The sequence below is a fragment of the Streptomyces sp. AM8-1-1 genome (assembly GCF_032229325.1).
In the GTDB taxonomy this organism is placed as follows: domain Bacteria; phylum Actinomycetota; class Actinomycetes; order Streptomycetales; family Streptomycetaceae; genus Streptomyces; species Streptomyces achmelvichensis.
In genome coordinates this window covers 1,624,940-1,640,360 of record NZ_CP135086.1, presented here as the reverse complement: position 1 = coordinate 1,640,360, position 15,421 = coordinate 1,624,940, and the positions used below count along the sequence as shown (strand labels likewise).

At 72.2% G+C, this 15,421-nt stretch carries 13 protein-coding genes; 9 read left to right on the top strand and 4 right to left on the bottom strand.

Annotated features, from left to right (window positions below):
* Positions 1-17 precede the first annotated feature (17 nt).
* Positions 18-809: an SDR family NAD(P)-dependent oxidoreductase gene (locus tag RPQ07_RS07420; RefSeq protein ID WP_313943255.1), complete on the bottom strand. Its 792-nt coding sequence runs from the start codon at positions 807-809 to the stop codon at positions 18-20.
* A 55-nt stretch (positions 810-864) separates the two neighbouring features.
* Between RPQ07_RS07420 and RPQ07_RS07415 the strand changes: the two genes are divergently transcribed.
* Both RPQ07_RS07415 and RPQ07_RS07410 read left to right on the top strand, forming a co-directional pair.
* The gene (locus RPQ07_RS07415; RefSeq protein ID WP_313943254.1) at positions 865-2,301 is read left to right on the top strand and encodes an amidase; all 1,437 of its coding nucleotides are present in this window, start codon (positions 865-867) and stop codon (positions 2,299-2,301) included.
* A gap of 5 nt (positions 2,302-2,306) precedes the next feature.
* Entirely contained in the window at positions 2,307-2,894 is a 588-nt protein-coding gene (locus tag RPQ07_RS07410) for a TetR/AcrR family transcriptional regulator (protein WP_313943252.1), read from the top strand.
* 15 nt (positions 2,895-2,909) lie between these two features.
* Here RPQ07_RS07410 and RPQ07_RS07405 read toward each other — a convergent pair whose 3' ends face one another.
* The gene (locus RPQ07_RS07405) at positions 2,910-3,686 is read right to left on the bottom strand and encodes a TIGR02569 family protein (RefSeq protein WP_313943251.1); all 777 of its coding nucleotides are present in this window, start codon (positions 3,684-3,686) and stop codon (positions 2,910-2,912) included.
* 161 nt (positions 3,687-3,847) lie between these two features.
* Between RPQ07_RS07405 and RPQ07_RS07400 the strand changes: the two genes are divergently transcribed.
* The 3 genes from RPQ07_RS07400 to RPQ07_RS07390 all read left to right on the top strand — a co-directional run bounded on the left by RPQ07_RS07400 (position 3,848) and on the right by RPQ07_RS07390 (position 7,740).
* The gene (locus RPQ07_RS07400; RefSeq protein ID WP_313943250.1) at positions 3,848-5,638 is read left to right on the top strand and encodes a gamma-glutamyltransferase family protein; all 1,791 of its coding nucleotides are present in this window, start codon (positions 3,848-3,850) and stop codon (positions 5,636-5,638) included.
* Positions 5,639-5,679: 41 nt separating this feature from the next.
* Positions 5,680-6,501, top strand: coding sequence for an inositol monophosphatase family protein (locus tag RPQ07_RS07395; RefSeq protein ID WP_313943249.1), 822 nt, complete (start codon positions 5,680-5,682; stop codon positions 6,499-6,501).
* Between the two features lie 141 nt (positions 6,502-6,642).
* Complete coding sequence (locus RPQ07_RS07390) at positions 6,643-7,740, top strand: hypothetical protein (protein ID WP_313943248.1); 1,098 nt, start codon at positions 6,643-6,645, stop codon at positions 7,738-7,740.
* Between the two features lie 13 nt (positions 7,741-7,753).
* Here RPQ07_RS07390 and RPQ07_RS07385 read toward each other — a convergent pair whose 3' ends face one another.
* Positions 7,754-8,530: a nucleotidyltransferase domain-containing protein gene (locus RPQ07_RS07385; protein WP_313948813.1), complete on the bottom strand. Its 777-nt coding sequence runs from the start codon at positions 8,528-8,530 to the stop codon at positions 7,754-7,756.
* Positions 8,531-8,637: 107 nt separating this feature from the next.
* On the opposite strand from RPQ07_RS07385, the gene RPQ07_RS07380 reads away from it, so the two are divergent.
* The 4 genes from RPQ07_RS07380 (at position 8,638) to RPQ07_RS07365 (ending at position 12,816) form a co-directional block, all read left to right on the top strand.
* Positions 8,638-10,056, top strand: a complete 1,419-nt coding sequence (locus RPQ07_RS07380) for an NAD(P)/FAD-dependent oxidoreductase (RefSeq protein ID WP_313943247.1) — start codon at positions 8,638-8,640, stop codon at positions 10,054-10,056.
* Positions 10,057-10,099: 43 nt separating this feature from the next.
* On the top strand, positions 10,100-10,633 hold the full coding sequence (locus RPQ07_RS07375; protein WP_313943246.1) for an O-acetyl-ADP-ribose deacetylase: 534 nt from the start codon (positions 10,100-10,102) through the stop codon (positions 10,631-10,633).
* A 204-nt stretch (positions 10,634-10,837) separates the two neighbouring features.
* Positions 10,838-12,313, top strand: a complete 1,476-nt coding sequence (locus tag RPQ07_RS07370; protein WP_313943245.1) for an AlkA N-terminal domain-containing protein — start codon at positions 10,838-10,840, stop codon at positions 12,311-12,313.
* A gap of 11 nt (positions 12,314-12,324) precedes the next feature.
* The gene (locus RPQ07_RS07365; protein WP_313943244.1) at positions 12,325-12,816 is read left to right on the top strand and encodes a methylated-DNA--[protein]-cysteine S-methyltransferase; all 492 of its coding nucleotides are present in this window, start codon (positions 12,325-12,327) and stop codon (positions 12,814-12,816) included.
* A 120-nt stretch (positions 12,817-12,936) separates the two neighbouring features.
* On the opposite strand, the gene RPQ07_RS07360 is transcribed toward RPQ07_RS07365, so the two are convergent.
* Positions 12,937-15,243, bottom strand: coding sequence for a hypothetical protein (locus tag RPQ07_RS07360; RefSeq protein WP_313943243.1), 2,307 nt, complete (start codon positions 15,241-15,243; stop codon positions 12,937-12,939).
* Between the last annotated feature and the right edge of the window lie 178 nt (positions 15,244-15,421).

The window sequence follows — 15,421 nt, the reverse complement described above, 5'->3', positions numbered from 1 at the left end:
CCGCCGTTCAGCGCCGCTCAGCGACGGGAACGCTGCGCCTCCACGATCTTCTCGACCGTCGGCTCCGCCCCGGCCCGCCGCTGCACCCGCTCGGCGAATCCGGGGAACTGGCCGGCGATCGCGCTCAGGATCTTCAGCTCCAGGGGAGCGACGTTGATCTCGGCGACGTCGCGCTCGACCGCCCGCATCACGGCGTTCACGACCGCGCGCGGCGAGACGGTGCGGACCCCGCCGGGCGTCCCCGAACCGGTGGCGGCGAACATCCCGAGGTCGCGGACGAAACCGGGCTGCACGACGGAGACGCCGACGCCCGTACCGTGCAGATCCTGGCGGAAGCCGAGGGAGAAGCCGCGCAGCCCGAACTTGGTCGCGTTGTAGAGGGACGACGACTTGGTCGCCGCCTTCCCGGACAGGGAGCCGACGAAGGCGATGTGGCCTCTGCCCGCGTCGACCATCGCGGGCGCGAGCAGCCGGGCCAGCATCGTGGGCGCCCGCAGATTCACCGCGAGGGCCCGGTCGATCTCCTCGGGCGAGTAGTCGAGGACGTCGCCGCTGGAGGGCAGGGCGGCGTTGGCTATCAGGATGTCCGTCCCCGCGGCCTCCTCGGCCAGCCGCCGTACGTCGTCCGGGTCACCGAGGTCCGCGAGAATCGTGCGGGCGCCATAGGCGTCGGCGAGCGGTGTCAGTGCTTCGGCACGCCGGCCGGACACCACCAAGGTCGCCCCTCGCGCCGCCAGTTCGGCGGCGAGCGCCCCGCCGATGCCCCCCGTCACGCCGGTGAGCAGAACGGTTGCTCCGGTGATGCGCATCTGGTTACCCTCCAGTTCTGTTCGTTCGAACGAACAATAGGGAGGCGGGGCGGTCGTGTCCACAGACGAATTCGGCGGACTGACGGAATACGTAAGCGAGTTGGCGGACGGCCACACCACGTCCGAGGCCCTTGTGGCACGTGCCGTCGAGCGCATCGAGGCAAGTCAGGGCACCATCAACGCCTTCCGCTGGGTGCGCTCCGAGGAAGCACTCGCCGAGGCCCGGGAAGCCGACCGGCGGCTCGCCGCGGGGGAGAGGCTGCCGCTGCTCGGCGTGCCGGTCGCCGTCAAGGACGACACCGACGTGGCCGGACTGCCCACCCTCTTCGGCTGTCAGGGGGACATCGTCGCCGCGGGTTCGGACGGTGAGGCGACCCGCCGGCTGCGCGCGGCGGGAGCGGTGATCGTCGGCAAGACCAACTCCTGCGAACTCGGCCAGTGGCCGTTCACCGAAGGACCCGCCTTCGGCGCCACCCGCAACCCCTGGTCCACCGACCACACCCCGGGCGGTTCGTCCGGCGGCTCTGCCGCCGCCGTCTCGGCCGGGCTCGTGCCCGCGGCCCTCGGCTCGGACGGCGCCGGGTCCATTCGCATCCCGTCCGCCTGGACGCACCTGGTGGGCATCAAGCCCCAGCGTGGCCGCGTCTCCCTGCACCCGTACTCCGACGCCTTCCAGGGCCTCGCCGTCAACGGCCCGCTCGCCCGCACCGTGGCGGACGCCGCCCTGCTGCTCGACGTCGTGCAGGGCCCGCACCCCGAGGATCTGCACCGCCCGGACGCGATCGACGCCTCCACCGCCGCCCGCCGCGAACCGGGCAGGCTGCGGATCGCGCTCGCCTGGCGGCCCCCGCTGACCCTCACCCGCACCGGCCCCCACCCCGAGGTGCGGCGCGCGGTCACCGGGATCGCCGAGGCGCTCGCCCGGCTCGGCCACCACGTCGAGGAGGCCCGGCCGCGCTACGGCCTGATCGGCCTCTCCTTCGTGCCGCGTGCCACCGCCGGTGTCGCGGAGGTCGCCGCACTGCACCCCGACCCGGCGCTGCTCGACCCGCGCACCCGCAGCGCGATGCGCTCCGGCAAGCGACTCGGCGGCCGGGTCGTGCGCGCGGCCCGCGCCCGTGAGGCCCGCCAGCACACACGGATCGGCGAGATCTTCGACGGCCGCGGGTTCGACGTCGTGCTCGCCCCGACCACCGCGACACCGCCCCCGCGCATCGGCACCTTCGACCACCTGGGCGCCTGGCGGACGAACGCCGTCATGGCGGCCGCGTGCCCCTACGCCTGGCCCTGGAACGTCCTCGGCTGGCCGGGTGTCAACGTACCCGCGGGTCTCACCGCCGACGGCCTGCCCGTCGGCGCCCAGCTCCTCGGCCCGGCCGGCAGCGAGGAGACGCTCATCTCGCTCGCCGCTCAACTGGAGGCCGACCAGCGCTGGTACGAGAAGCGTCCCCAAGCCCCCGGGATCTCCAGGAGCACCCCGGTGGAACAATGAGAGGCATGTCCCACGCCGCCCGCTCCGCGCCGACCCGGCAGCGCATCATCACCGCCGTCCTGCACATCATCGGAGAGGGCGGTGTCGCGGCGGTCACCAACCGGCGCATAGCCAAGGAGGCCGGGGTCTCGCTCGGCTCGGTCACCTACCACTTCGAGACCCAGCACGACCTGTTGCGGGAGAGCCTGCTGCACTTCGTACGCGAGGAGACCCGCCGCTTCACCGAACTCGCCGACCAGTGCCAGAGCGAGGGCATCGACATCGGCGGCGCCGCGTCCCTGGCGGGCCAGGTCGCGGACGGCACCTCCTTCGACAGCGCGCACATCGCGCCCTTCGAGCTGTACGTCGAGGCGGGACGCGACGAGCGGCTGCGGGAGGCGGCGGCGGAGGCGTTCACCGCATACGACCGGCTGGCGGCGCAGATCCTCACGGGCCTGGGCGTACCCGACGCGGAACGGCTCGCGGCGACGACCGTCGCCCTCGTGATGGGCCTCCAACTGCGCCGACTCGCGACGGGCAGCTCGGCCGACGACCTGGTGGACGCGCTGCTGCTGCTCGCGCGGGGGGCGGCAGCCGCGGACACGAGCCGGTAGGGCCCGTCGTTCCGATCAGCCGAGGACCAGGTCCACGACCTTGCGGTACTCGCTCTCCTGCGCCGCGTCGAGCGTCGCATGCGTGGCGATGCGGAAGACCAGTGCGCGCACGAGCAGTTGGGTCCAGTCCGGCAGATGCGACCAGCGCTCCAGCAGCGCGGGATCGGCGTCCCACCAGCACAGCGCGTCGACGGCGACGACCGCGGAGGCCCAGGACGCCGGCCGCCAGTACGGCGGCCAGTCGATGATCGCGGGCGGAGCGTCCGTCGCGAAGAGCACATTGCCCAGCAGGTCGCCGTGCACGATCTGCGCGGGTGCCGCGACGGGACGGCGCGCGGCCAGCAGTGGCCGCAGCAGCGGGAAGTCCGGGCCCTCCTCGCTCTCGCCCCACGCCAGCCGGTCCGCCCGTGACCAGGCGTTGTCCCGTACGCCGAGGAAGCGCGGCCGGGGCAGGTGCGCCACCGCCGCGTGGAATGCCTCGCCCGCGCGGATCACCTCGTCCGGCCGGCGCGGATCGGCCGTACCGCCGACCATGCGCCACGCCTCCCAGCCGCCGGCGCACCAGGAGCCGTCGGCCGCCGCGACCGGCCGTGCGACCCGGAAGCCGGCCGTCTCCGGGAGGTGGCACAGCACCCCGGCGCGCCACGAGGTCTCGGGTCCCATCGCCGCGGGCTTCAGCACCACGGCGTCGGACCGCCAGGCCGAACCCTGGCCGCCGGGCAGGGGAGCCGGCCTGCCGGCCGTTCCGAACGCGGTGAGGACAGATGCGGGCGGGGCGGGGGAGTGGCTCATGCCGCCGCAGCGTAGGCGACTAGCCTGCACGAATGCCGAACTCCCGTCTCGCGCCCGGTGAATTCGGGATGCCGCACAGATTCGGTGACCGGTCGTACGGCTCGACGGGGGCGGGCCGGCGAGAGGGGCCGCGTACGGCCCACTGCTGCGAAAGGGGCTCCATGTTCACCACCCGGCCCACCCTCCAGGGCACGTTCGGCATGGTCTCGTCCACGCACTGGCTTGCCTCGCAGTCCGCGATGGCGGTCCTCGAGGACGGTGGCAACGCCTATGACGCGGCCGTGGCGGCCGGCTTCGTGCTGCACGTCGTCGAGCCGCATCTGTGCGGGCCCGCGGGCGAGGTGCCGATCCTCCTCGCCCCGGCCGGCGGCGACGTACGCGTGCTCTGCGGACAGGGTCCCGCACCCGCCGGGGCCACCATCGGCCACTACCGGTCCCTCGGACTCGACCTGGTGCCCGGCACCGGGCCGCTGGCCGCCGCGGTGCCCGGCGCCTTCGACGCCTGGATGGTGCTGTTGCGCGACCACGGGACCAAGTCCCTCGCCGAGGTGCTGCGTCACGCGATCGGGTACGCCGAGGACGGGCATCCGCCGGTGGAGCGCGTCGGGGCGACCGTGGAGGTGGTCCGCGAGCTCTTCGAGACGGAGTGGACCTCGTCCGCCGACGTCTATCTGCCGGGCGGCCGCGCCCCCGAGCCCGGCGAGTTGTTCCGCAACCCCGCCCTCGCGGCGACCTGGCGACGGCTCGTCGCCGAGAGCGAGAGCGAGAGCGCGGGCGGCGGACGGGTGGCCGAGATCGAGACGGCGCGGCGGGTGTGGCGCGAAGGCTTCGTCGCCGAGGCACTGCTGAAGCAGTCCGGTCGCCCCACCATGGACACCAGCGGCCGACGGCACACCGGCACGCTGACCGCCGCCGACCTCGCCGGCTGGTCCGCCACTCACGAAGCACCGGCCACCTACGACTGGAACGGCTGGACCCTGTGCAAGGCGGGCCCCTGGAGCCAGGGCCCCGCGCTCCTGCAACAGCTCGCGCTGCTTCCCGACGACCTGCCGCCGTACGGCTCCGCCGCGTACATCCACCTGCTCGTGGAGGGCTGCAAGCTCGCCATGGCCGACCGGGAGGCCTGGTACGGGGACGCCGACGACGTGCCCCTGGAGGAGCTGCTCTCGCAGCCGTACAACACCGCACGGCGCGCCCTGATCGGCGAGCACGCCTCCCGTGAACTGCGGCCCGGCAGCCCCGGCGGCCGGACGCCCCGGCTCAGTCCGCACGCCACGGACGTGGCGGGGAACGCCGGTGACGACGCCATGGGCGTCGGCGAGCCCACCGTCGCCAAGGACGGCAGGAGCAGCGGCGACACCTGCCACATCGACGTCGTCGACCGCTGGGGCAACATGGTCGCCGCCACTCCGAGCGGCGGCTGGCTCCAGTCGAACCCGGTCGTACCCGAGCTGGGCTTTCCCCTCGGCACCCGCCTCCAGATGGCCTGGCTCGACCCCGGACTGCCCAACTCCCTGACCCCCGGCCGGCGGCCGCGCACCACCCTGACGCCCTCGATCGCCCTGCGTGACGGCGAGCCGGTGATGGCCTTCGGCACCCCCGGCGGGGATCAGCAGGACCAGTGGCAGCTGCACTTCTTCCTGGCGGTGGCGCTGGGCTCCGCCGTACGCGGCGGGCTCGACCTCCAGGGCGCGATCGACGCCCCCAACTGGCACAACGACAGCTTCCCCGGCTCCTTCTACCCGCGCGGCATGTCGCCCGGCAGCGTCACGGTCGAGTCCCGCGTCGGGCCCGACGTGATCGCGGAGCTGCGGCGGCGCGGCCATGACGTCACGGTGGGTGACGCGTGGTCCGAAGGGCGGCTGTGCGCGGTCGCCCGGGACCCGCGCACCGGGGTGCTGTCCGCCGGGGCGAACCCGAGGGGAATGCAGGGTTACGCGGTGGGACGCTGAGGGGACAGCCCGATGTCAGAGGGCCGTGCTTAGCTGGACATATGATCGATGACTTTGTTGCCGGTGACCTGTCCGACGTCGAGGAGGCGATCCGCAAGGCGGCCGCCGCCGAGATCATGCCGCGGTACCGCCAGCTCGCCGCACACGAGATCGTCGAGAAGACCGGCCCGCACGACCTGGTGACGACGGCCGACCGTCAGGCCGAGGAGCACCTCACCGCCTCCCTCACCGCGCTGCTGCCCGGGTCGGTCGTGGTCGGCGAGGAGGCGGTGCACGCGGATCCCGCCGTGTACGACGCGCTCCGGGGCGACGCACCCGTGTGGATCGTCGACCCCGTCGACGGCACGCGCCAGTTCGTGCACGGCGATCCCGGCTTCTGCACGCTGGTCGCGCTCGCGCAGCACGGGAAGGTGCTGGCGTCCTGGACGTACGCACCCGTCCGCGACGACATGGCGACGGCGGTCCGCGGCCGCGGCGCCCGCCTCAACGGTGAGCCCCTCCGCGCGGGCTCGCCCGGCCCCGACGCCGTCCTGCGCGTGGCCATGTCCCACCCCGACTACACCACCCCCGATCAGAAGCGCGCCCTCCTCGGACTGAACGTCGACGGCGTCGACGCCCGCCCGTGCGGTTCGGCGGGCCTGGAGTACCTGTCGGTCGCCCGCGGCGACCTGGATGGAGTGGCCTTCTCCTGGGAGAACGCGTGGGACCACGCGGCGGGACTGCTGCTGGTGGAGGAGGCGGGCGGCACGGACGTGACGGTCGCGGGGGAGAGGTTCCGCATAGCGGGCGGGAACACGCTGCCGTTCACGTCGGCGCGGACGGACGCGGTGGCCCGGAGGATTCGCGCGCTGCTGACGACCTGAGGCGCGGGCGGTCCGTCCGCCTTCGCGTGAACAGGCTTCGCGGATCATGTGGTTGAGACCGGGTGATCGCCCTGTGTGATGATGTACGGACAAGAACCGGCCCTGGGGAGGACCGGTGAGGCGGAGGGGCGGGGACGGGGCGTGGGGAAGGACGGGGCGTCCATATCGGACGAGGAGTGGGAGCGCTTCCTGCGGGAGTCGGAGGCCGGAACCCATGACGCCCCCGAGGAGCCGTCGGCACGGGCCCGGATGGTCACGCGGCGGCTGCGGGACGAGCCCGCCCCTCCGGAGGGCTGGCGCACTCACCGGCCGGCCCGGCGGCGGCGGGGCAACGGCTGGTACGGAGTCGGTCTGCTGGTCGCGATCGGCCTGTTCGTCGTGGCCCTGAACCCGGGCTGGGTCACCGGCCGCCTCGGAGGCGGAGGCGGCGGGAGTCAGCCGCTCGCTGCGGAGTCGGAACGTCCGGATCAGCCGCCGCCGAGCGAGGTGGCAGTCCAACTTCCCACAGTGGAAGAGCCGTTCAGAGGGTCGCCCGCCGCGGAGTGGGGCGATGGGACGGCCGGGGTCCATCTCCCTGTGGCACGGGCCACCGGCTGGATGAGCAAGCAGCAGGTCGCCCGGACGATCGAACGGACCCGGGACTTCCTCGCCGCGTCCAGTCTGGATCCCGGAGTGCTGCGCGGGGAGCGGCCGGGCAAGGCGATCGCGTTGATCAATCCGCATCAGCAGGACGTCCAGAACTATCTGGCGACCGCCTTCCGCGCGCCCAGCCGTCAGAACGATCCCCTGCTGCTGTTCAGCCGGTTCGGGAAAGAGCACGTGCGGCTCGTCGGGGACGTGATCAAGGCACGGGGACGGGTCACGTACCGGGAAGGTGAGCGCGGTGCGGTCGAGGTGACCACCGATGTCACCTACGTCTATCCGGTCGTACGCGCCGCTGCGGGGAGCAGCGAGGTCGCGCGCACCGTCGTGCGCCGCGAGGTCGTGATGAGCTGGGACGACCCGCAGAAGGTGACCGTCGAGCCCGGGACGTTCTCTCTCATCTCCTACAAGGTGGATACCGCCAACGGCGGTTGCGACACCTTCACCGGCTACTTCACCCCCGCGTTCACCGCCGAGCGGGCGGTCTCGGGCCCGGGAGACGGTCCCGAGGTCGACCCGTACGACCGGAGCACCTCGATGGACGTGCGTATGAGAGACGCCGCCGAAGCGGGATGCGGGACCGCCACCCGCTCGTAGACGCACGGGAGGCCTACGCGCCCACCGCCGCCCTCACCTCCCGCACCAGCCTCCCCGCCACTTCCACCGCTTCCCCGTCCAGCCCCTTCAGCACCCTCCCGGCGTCCTTCGCGAACCCCTCCGGCGTGTCCCGCATCGTCGCCGCCGCCGGCAGCGCGCCCTTCTCGTTCAGGCACCACACCCTGTGGTGGGCGTGCAGGGACTGGACCAGGATGCCCATCGCGCGGGACAGGCACAGCGACTGGTGCAGTACGTCCCCGGTGCTCACCGACTTCGCCGCCGCCGCCACCGAGAACTCCGCCTCCCACGAGGCGCGGATCAGGGCCTCGCGCAGCGCTTCCGGGTACACCTGTGTCTCCTGCCGCAGCGCCGTCAACGCGCCGTCCGTGTCGGCCAGTACGCGGCACAGCGCCACTTCCCCGGCGTACGCGGGCGACCAGAACCCCAGCGGGTGGCCCGGCTGTATGCCCGTTTCGTAGCGGCCGGTGCGGCAGTCCGCCCAGACGCGCTCCACCCGGTCCAGGTCCCGCAGGATCCAGTCCACGGGCGTGCCGTCGACGACCAGCCACGCCCCGCCGTCGACCCACGGTCCCCACCCGCCCGGCCCTGCCACCTCGACCGGCCGCCCCGTCGCCTCCGCCGCCTGCGCGGCCAGGGCGGCGACGTCCACCGAACCCCGGTAGTAGACGCCGAGATCCCAGTCGGAGTCGGGCCGGTGCGTACCCCGGGCACGGCTTCCGCCGAGTGCCACGGCGCGTACCCCGGCGACGCTCATGAGCTGCGCGGACATCGTCTCGATCACGTTGTTCACGGCATCGGACCCTACCCAGGGCACCGCTGTCGGCGCCCCGGAATATCCTGGGGCTCCTGGCCATCGGCTGACAAAGGAGTCCGAAGGTGCCGTCGATGCTCGATGCCGTCGTCGTGGGGGCGGGCCCCAACGGACTGACCGCCGCCGTCGAACTGGCCCGCCGTGGCCACTCAGTGGCGGTGTTCGAAGCCCTGGACACCGTCGGCGGGGGAGCCAGGACCGAGGAGCTCACCCTCCCCGGCTTCCGCCACGACCCCTGCTCCGCCGTCCACCCGCTGGGCGTCGGCTCGCCCGCCTTCGCGGACATGCCGCTCGGTCGGTACGGCCTGGAGTGGTTGCAGCCCGAACTGCCGCTGGCGCACCCGTTCCCGGATGGCACGGCCGCCGTGCTGAGCCGCTCGGTGGGGGAGAGCGCGATGTCGCTGGGGGCCGGGGACGCGGGGACGTACCGCCGGCTCGTCGCGCCGTACATCGGGCACTGGGACACGATGGCCGCCGACTTCCTGCGCACGCCCTGGGACGGGCTGCCCCGGGACCCGTACCGCTTCGCCCGCTTCGGGACGACCGCGATCCAGCCCGCGACCTGGGTCGCGCGCCGGTTCCGGGGCGAGAAGGCCCGAGGTCTGTTCGCCGGGCTGGCCGCCCACGCCATCGCGCCGACCAGCGGTATCGCGACGGCCGGTATCGCCATGATGTTCGCGCTCGCCGCCCATGCCAAGGGCTGGCCGGTGCCCCGCGGCGGCTCGCAGTCGATCTCCGACGCCCTCGCCGCGTATCTGCGGGACCAGGGCGGCACGATCCACACCGGCGCCGAGGTCAAGCGCCTCGACGAACTGCCCCCGGCCCGCGCGTACATCTTCGACACCTCACCGACGGCCCTCGCCCGTATCGCGGGCCTCGGGAACGCGTACGAGCACTACCGCTACGGCCCCGCCGCCTTCAAGATCGATTACGCGCTCTCCGGCCCCATGCCGTGGACCGCGAAGGAGGCCCGCAGCGCCGGGACGGTGCACATCGGCCCCACGGCCGGCGAGATCGAGGCGGCGCTCGGCGCGGCTCTGCACGGCCGGCAGCCCGACAAGCCGTTCCTGATCACCGCACAGCCGAGCCTCATCGACTCCTCACGGGCGCCTGCCGGCAAGCATGTCCTGTGGGTGTACGGCCATGTACCGGCCGGCTGGGACGGGGACGCCACCGAGGCGATCGAGCGCCAACTGGAGCGCTTCGCGCCCGGTTTCCGCGATCTCGTGCTCGCCCGCGCGGTCGCCGGCCCGCCCGAACTGGCCGCGCGCAACGCCAACTACATCGGCGGGGACATCGCCTGCGGCGCCTTCGCCGGACTCCAGACGATCCTCCGGCCCAAGCTCGCCCGCGTCCCGTACGCGACCGCGCACCCCGCCGTGTTCCTCTGCTCGTCGGCGACCCCGCCGGGTCCGGGGGTCCACGGGATGTCGGGTCACCACGCCGCCAAGGCCGTGTGGCGCCGGCTGCGGGGCGCCCGGTGAGGAGGTCACTGCGGCGGTGGGCACGCAGGCGGATGATGGACGTATGACACAGCAGCAGCCGAAGATCGTGCTCGTCCGCGGGGACATCACCGAGCAGCGGGTCGACGCCGTCGTCAACGCGGCCAACTCCTCGCTCCTCGGCGGCGGCGGTGTCGACGGTGCCATCCACCGCCGCGGCGGCCCGGCGATCCTCGCGGAGTGCCGCGACCTGCGTGCCTCGCACTACGGCAAGGGCCTGCCGACCGGCCAGGCGGTCGCCACCACCGCGGGCCATCTGCCCGCCGGCCATGTGATCCACACCGTCGGTCCGGTGTGGTCACGGGAGCAGGACCGCAGCGCCCTCCTCGCCTCCTGCTACCGCGAATCGCTGCGCGTGGCGCGGGAGTTGGGGGCGGGCACCGTGGCCTTCCCGGCCATCTCGACGGGCATCTACGGCTGGCCGATGGACGACGGGGCCCGGATCGCCGTCCGAACGGTCCGCGCCGAGGCGGGGCCGCCGGTCGCGGAGGTGCGGTTCGTCCTGTTCGACGACCGCGCGTATGAGCAGTTCGCCGCGGTGCTGGCCGCGGAGGAGTGATCCCTCGCGATCCGGCCGCGCCTCCCGAGGGGGCGCCGACGCGGTCCTGCCTCGTGGGTAGGGCGACCGCGGTCGTGGTCTCGTACGGGTGACACCGGGCCTGGCCTCGCACGGTGACACCGGGCCCGGGCCCGGTCCTGGCAGCTCGAGGCTGATGTCGTTTTCCCGCCAGCTTCGGCACTGCCTGTGCACGATGCTTGACCCATGCACACCGACACCGAGCGCTGCGTGCGCGCCGTCCGGTCGAAGGACGCCCGATTCGACGGCTGGTTCTTCACGGCCGTCCTGACGACGCGGATCTACTGCCGTCCCAGCTGCCCGGTGGTGCCGCCGAAGGTCGAGAACATGACCTTCTACCCGAGCGCCGCCGCCTGCCAGCAGGCCGGTTTCCGCGCCTGTAAGCGCTGCCGCCCCGACACCACACCCGGCTCCCCCGAGTGGAACGCCCGCGCGGACTCCGTGGCCCGTGCCATGCGCCTGATCCGGGACGGGGTCGTCGACCGTGAGGGCGTCCCGGGCCTCGCCGCCCGCCTCGGCTACTCCACCCGCCAGATCGAGCGGCAACTGCTCGCGGAGCTGGGTGCGGGCCCTCTCGCCCTCGCCCGGGCCCAGCGCGCGCAGACCGCGCGCGTCCTGATCGAGACGACGGGCCTTCCGATGGCCGAGGTCGCCTTCGCGGCCGGCTTCTCCTCGATCCGCACCTTCAACGACACCGTCCGCGAGGTCTTCGCGCTCGCACCCGGTGACCTGCGCACCCGTGCCGCCCGCAGCACGACCGCCCCGCCGCAGACCCCGGGAGTCATCGCGCTCAGGCTGCCGTACCGGGCGCCGCTCGATCCGAGCAATCTCTTCGGGCATCTCGTGGCCACGGCCGTGCCCGGCGTCGAGGAGTGGCGCGACGGCGCCTACCGGCGCACCCTGCGGCTTCCGCACGGCCACGGCGTCGTCGCCCTCACCCCCCGCCCCGACCACATCGCCTGCCGGCTGTCACTGACCGATCCGCGCGATCTCACCCTCGCCATCAGCCGCTGCCGCTGGATGCTCGACCTGGACGCCGATCCCGTCGCGGTCGACGACCAGCTGCGGACCGATCCCCTGCTCGCGCCCCTCGTCGACAAGGCCCCCGGGCGCCGGGTGCCGCGCACCGTCGACGCGGCGGAGTTCGCCGTACGGGCGGTGCTCGGCCAGCAGGTCTCCACGGCCGCGGCCCGTACGCACGCCGGCCGGCTGGTTCTCGCGCACGGTGAGCCGGTCGAGGACCCGGAGGGTGGCCTCTCCCACCTCTTCCCGTCCCCCGAGGCCCTCGCGGCGCTCGACCCCGAGTCCCTGGCACTGCCCCGCAGCCGGCGCACCACACTGACCACGCTGGTCGGGGCGCTGGCCGACGGCTCGCTCCGGCTGGGCGTCGACAGTGACTGGGACAAGGCCCGCGCGGAACTGACCGCCCTGCCCGGGTTCGGGCCGTGGACGGTCGAGACGATCGCCATGCGGGCCCTCGGTGACCCGGACGCCTTCCTGCCGGGCGACCTCGGAGTGCGCCACGCGGCTGCCGGACTCGGCCTGCCCGTCACCCCGGCCGCTCTCACCGCACGCGCCGCGGCCTGGCGCCCTTGGCGCGCCTATGCCGTCCAGCACCTGTGGGCCACCGGCGACCACCCCGTCAACCGCCTGCCCGCGTAAGGAGTTTCCTCATGACCAAGCAGTACACGGTGGTCGACAGCGCCTACGGCCCGCTGACGCTCGTCGCCACCGACGGCACGCTGAGCGGCCTCTACATGACCGATCAGCGCCACCGCCCCGGCGAGGAGACGTTCGGTGAGGAGGACCCGGCCCCGTTCGGTGAGGTGATCGGACAGCTGGACGCGTACTTCGCCGGCGAACTGACCGCGTTCGACGTGCCGGTCCGGCTGGAGGGCACCCCCTTCCAGCGGAGCGTGTGGGACCTGCTGATGAAGATCCCGTACGGCGAGACGCGGACGTACGGCGAACTCGCCGGGCAACTCGGCAGGGCGAGCGCCTCGCGGGCCGTGGGGCTCGCCAACGGCAAGAATCCGGTGTCGATCATCGTCCCGTGCCACCGGGTGATCGGCGCCTCGGGCAGCCTCATCGGTTACGGCGGCGGGCTGGACCGCAAGCAGCGGCTGCTCGCCCACGAGCGCGGCGCGGAGGGCGCCTTGTTCTAGGGCCTGTCCGCCGGACCCCCACGACATGACTGTCCCCCGCACCCTGACCTCGGGTGCGGGGGACAGCATGCGCGCGAGCGCACCGTCGGACGTTCAGGCCCTCATGCGAACGAGAAGGCCCTAGCCGCGCGAGGCCCTGCGGCGCCGCATCCACCACGTCAGCCCGCCGCCCGCGACGGCGAGCGCGGCAGCCGCGGCGGCGATCAGGCCGACGGGCGTGCTGTTGCCGGTGTCGGCGAGGTCGCCGTCCGGGTCCTTGGCCGGCGGAGTCGTGTCGCCGCCGGGCGTGGACGGTCCGGGTGCCGGGGTCGACGGGGGATCGGTCGGCGTCGGGTCGTCCGGGCCGGTCGGTGTCGGTGTCGGCTTCGGGTCCTCCGGGCTGGTTTGCTGATCGGAGGTGCTTCCGCCGAAGTAGGCGGTCTCACTGTCCTGGTAGGTCACCTCGGACTGGACCGATGTCCTGGTGGTCTTGTCCAGGCCGCGGTGCTGCGTGTTGAACTCGGTGCGGGTGATGTTCCGCTTCGGCGCCTTGGAGAAGTCGACCCCGCCCATGGACAGGATCCACACCTTGCCGTCGTAGACGCGCTCGAACTTGTAGTCACCGTTCTTGAACGAGTGGACGTACTTGTCGTAGACGGTCTTCTTGTCCCAGTCCTTGTTCTCGCCCCTGAGCGGCCACCGCTTCACATCGTTGCTGTTGATGATCTTGCGGAAGTCGGTCGGGCTGACCGCGTCCTGGCGGCGGATGTACTCGGCCGCCACCCGCGAGGAGTACACACGGCGCAGATCGACGTACGACGCGTCGTCGTTGACGCGGCGTTCGAGTTCCGGCTGGATCATCGTGAGGATCAGGTTCTCGGCCTGCTTGGTCTGCGCCTCGGTGAGCTTGCAGTTGCCGGGCGGCACATCGGGTCCGGTGGGGACCTCCATGTTGACCTTGAGCGGCGCGTCCAGGATGTAGATGCCGCCGTCCTGCTCCCGGATCTTCGCGGGCTTCGGGGTGATCCACTGGCGGATGACCGGCAGGCACGGCATGCCTTCCGGGGTACGCGGCGCCTCGCGCCAGAAGCGCTCCCCGCGCTCGTACTTGTCGGGGTTCATCGCATCCGCGTAGTCGTGCTTGAGAGTCAGGTCCGCCTCCAGCAGGATGCGCCCGGCGTCGGTCTTCGCGAACTCCTTGTCCATGATCACGTCGGGACGGATCGGGTTGAGGTTGACCCAGAACTTGTCCGGGGTCAGGGCGAGCCAGGTGAAGAAGGCGTCCGAGGCGAGCTGGAGCTTGGCGTCACCGCCGTAGCCGGGGTTCTCGTCCGGGTTCTTGACGTAGTCGGCCTTCATCGAATAGTCGAGGCCCTTGCCCTTGACCGGCGTGCCGACGTAGTTGATCTCCAGGGTGGAGAAGTCGATGCCGCCCGGCCCGCGGTTGAAGTAGCCGCCGCCGTTGTTCTGGTTGTACATCCCCTGCAGCCGGCGGGCTTCTTCGAGCGTCTTCCCCGACCGCAGTGCCTGGTCGATGATCGGCCCCCGGCCGCCCTTGAGGGGATCCGGGTTGAAGCGCTTGTCGTAGTTGGTGTAGACGTTCGGCTTCTGTGTGCGCTCGATGGCGTTCGACCGGCGCTCGTTGACCCCGGCCTGGGTGCGGTCGGTGCCCCGGTCCCGCTTGAGGTCGTCGTCGAACTGCTTGATCTTGGCCTTCGTCGAGTCCTCGGTCCGGGCGCCGGTGAGGTACCGGAACGTCGACTTCGGCTTCTCCTTGGCGATCTGCCGGTCCGCCTTGAGCTGGTCGCTCTCGATCCTGCCGTTCGACTTCGCCTCGACCTTGCCCTCGGTCCGGCGGTTGTGCATGTCGACGACGCGGTAGCGCTTCTCGCCGGTCTCCGGGTCGGTGTACTCGATGACGTCCTGGCACCACCAGTCGGGACCGACCATGTTGTACTTCTTGACCATGCGGGCCTCGAACGCCTCGCCCCGCGGAGGGTTGCCGTGCGCGCCGATGTAGCGCACGTCGAGGTACCGCTTGAAGTCCTTGTAGCCCGTCGGGTTGTTGTACTGGCTGTTGTAGCGGGCGTAGATCTCCATGACCTTGTCGGCCGGGTTCTTCGTCCGGTTGAACTTGCGCTGCCACTTGCGGTAGTTCGTTCCCGCGGCCTCGCGCTGGGCGTCGGTCGGCGGCAGCACCCCGTCATAGGCCTTCGCGGGGTTGTCGTAGGTGTAGTTCTCGTCGTTCGGCCACGCCTCGTACGGAAGACTGTTCGGCGGCCCGGAGTTGGCGGGCGTCGAGGGAAACTTCTTCTTGAGGAACTTCTCGTCGCACCGGATCGGCTTGACGTTGGGCGGCTTCGCGGCGTGCGCCTCGTCGAGTGCGGGCAGGCCCGTCAGGGTCAGGGTTCCCGCGGCGGTGAAGGCGATCGCTAAGCGCGCCCACACACGCCGATGACGCGCAGGTCGAGGTGTCTGAGTGATCACTGGCTTTCTCCCCGTTGGAACCCCCGTTGTCACTGGGAGAGTCGCGCGGCACCAAGGGGGCTCCGATGTCAACTGGTCCGTGTGCGCCGCCAGTTGTTCACACTAGGGGTGTGGCGTCCGGGGTTCCCGGGGTTTTGTG

Coding starts and splice junctions, on each gene's coding strand:
- RPQ07_RS07365 (WP_313943244.1), top strand. CDS start 12,325: ATGACCAAGCAGTACACGGTGGTCGACAGCGCCTACGGCCCGCTGACG.
- RPQ07_RS07420 (WP_313943255.1), bottom strand. CDS start 809: ATGCGCATCACCGGAGCAACCGTTCTGCTCACCGGCGTGACGGGGGGC.
- RPQ07_RS07375 (WP_313943246.1), top strand. CDS start 10,100: ATGACACAGCAGCAGCCGAAGATCGTGCTCGTCCGCGGGGACATCACC.
- RPQ07_RS07370 (WP_313943245.1), top strand. CDS start 10,838: ATGCACACCGACACCGAGCGCTGCGTGCGCGCCGTCCGGTCGAAGGAC.
- RPQ07_RS07405 (WP_313943251.1), bottom strand. CDS start 3,686: ATGAGCCACTCCCCCGCCCCGCCCGCATCTGTCCTCACCGCGTTCGGA.
- RPQ07_RS07385 (WP_313948813.1), bottom strand. CDS start 8,530: ATGTCCGCGCAGCTCATGAGCGTCGCCGGGGTACGCGCCGTGGCACTC.
- RPQ07_RS07410 (WP_313943252.1), top strand. CDS start 2,307: ATGTCCCACGCCGCCCGCTCCGCGCCGACCCGGCAGCGCATCATCACC.
- RPQ07_RS07395 (WP_313943249.1), top strand. CDS start 5,680: ATGATCGATGACTTTGTTGCCGGTGACCTGTCCGACGTCGAGGAGGCG.
- RPQ07_RS07400 (WP_313943250.1), top strand. CDS start 3,848: ATGTTCACCACCCGGCCCACCCTCCAGGGCACGTTCGGCATGGTCTCG.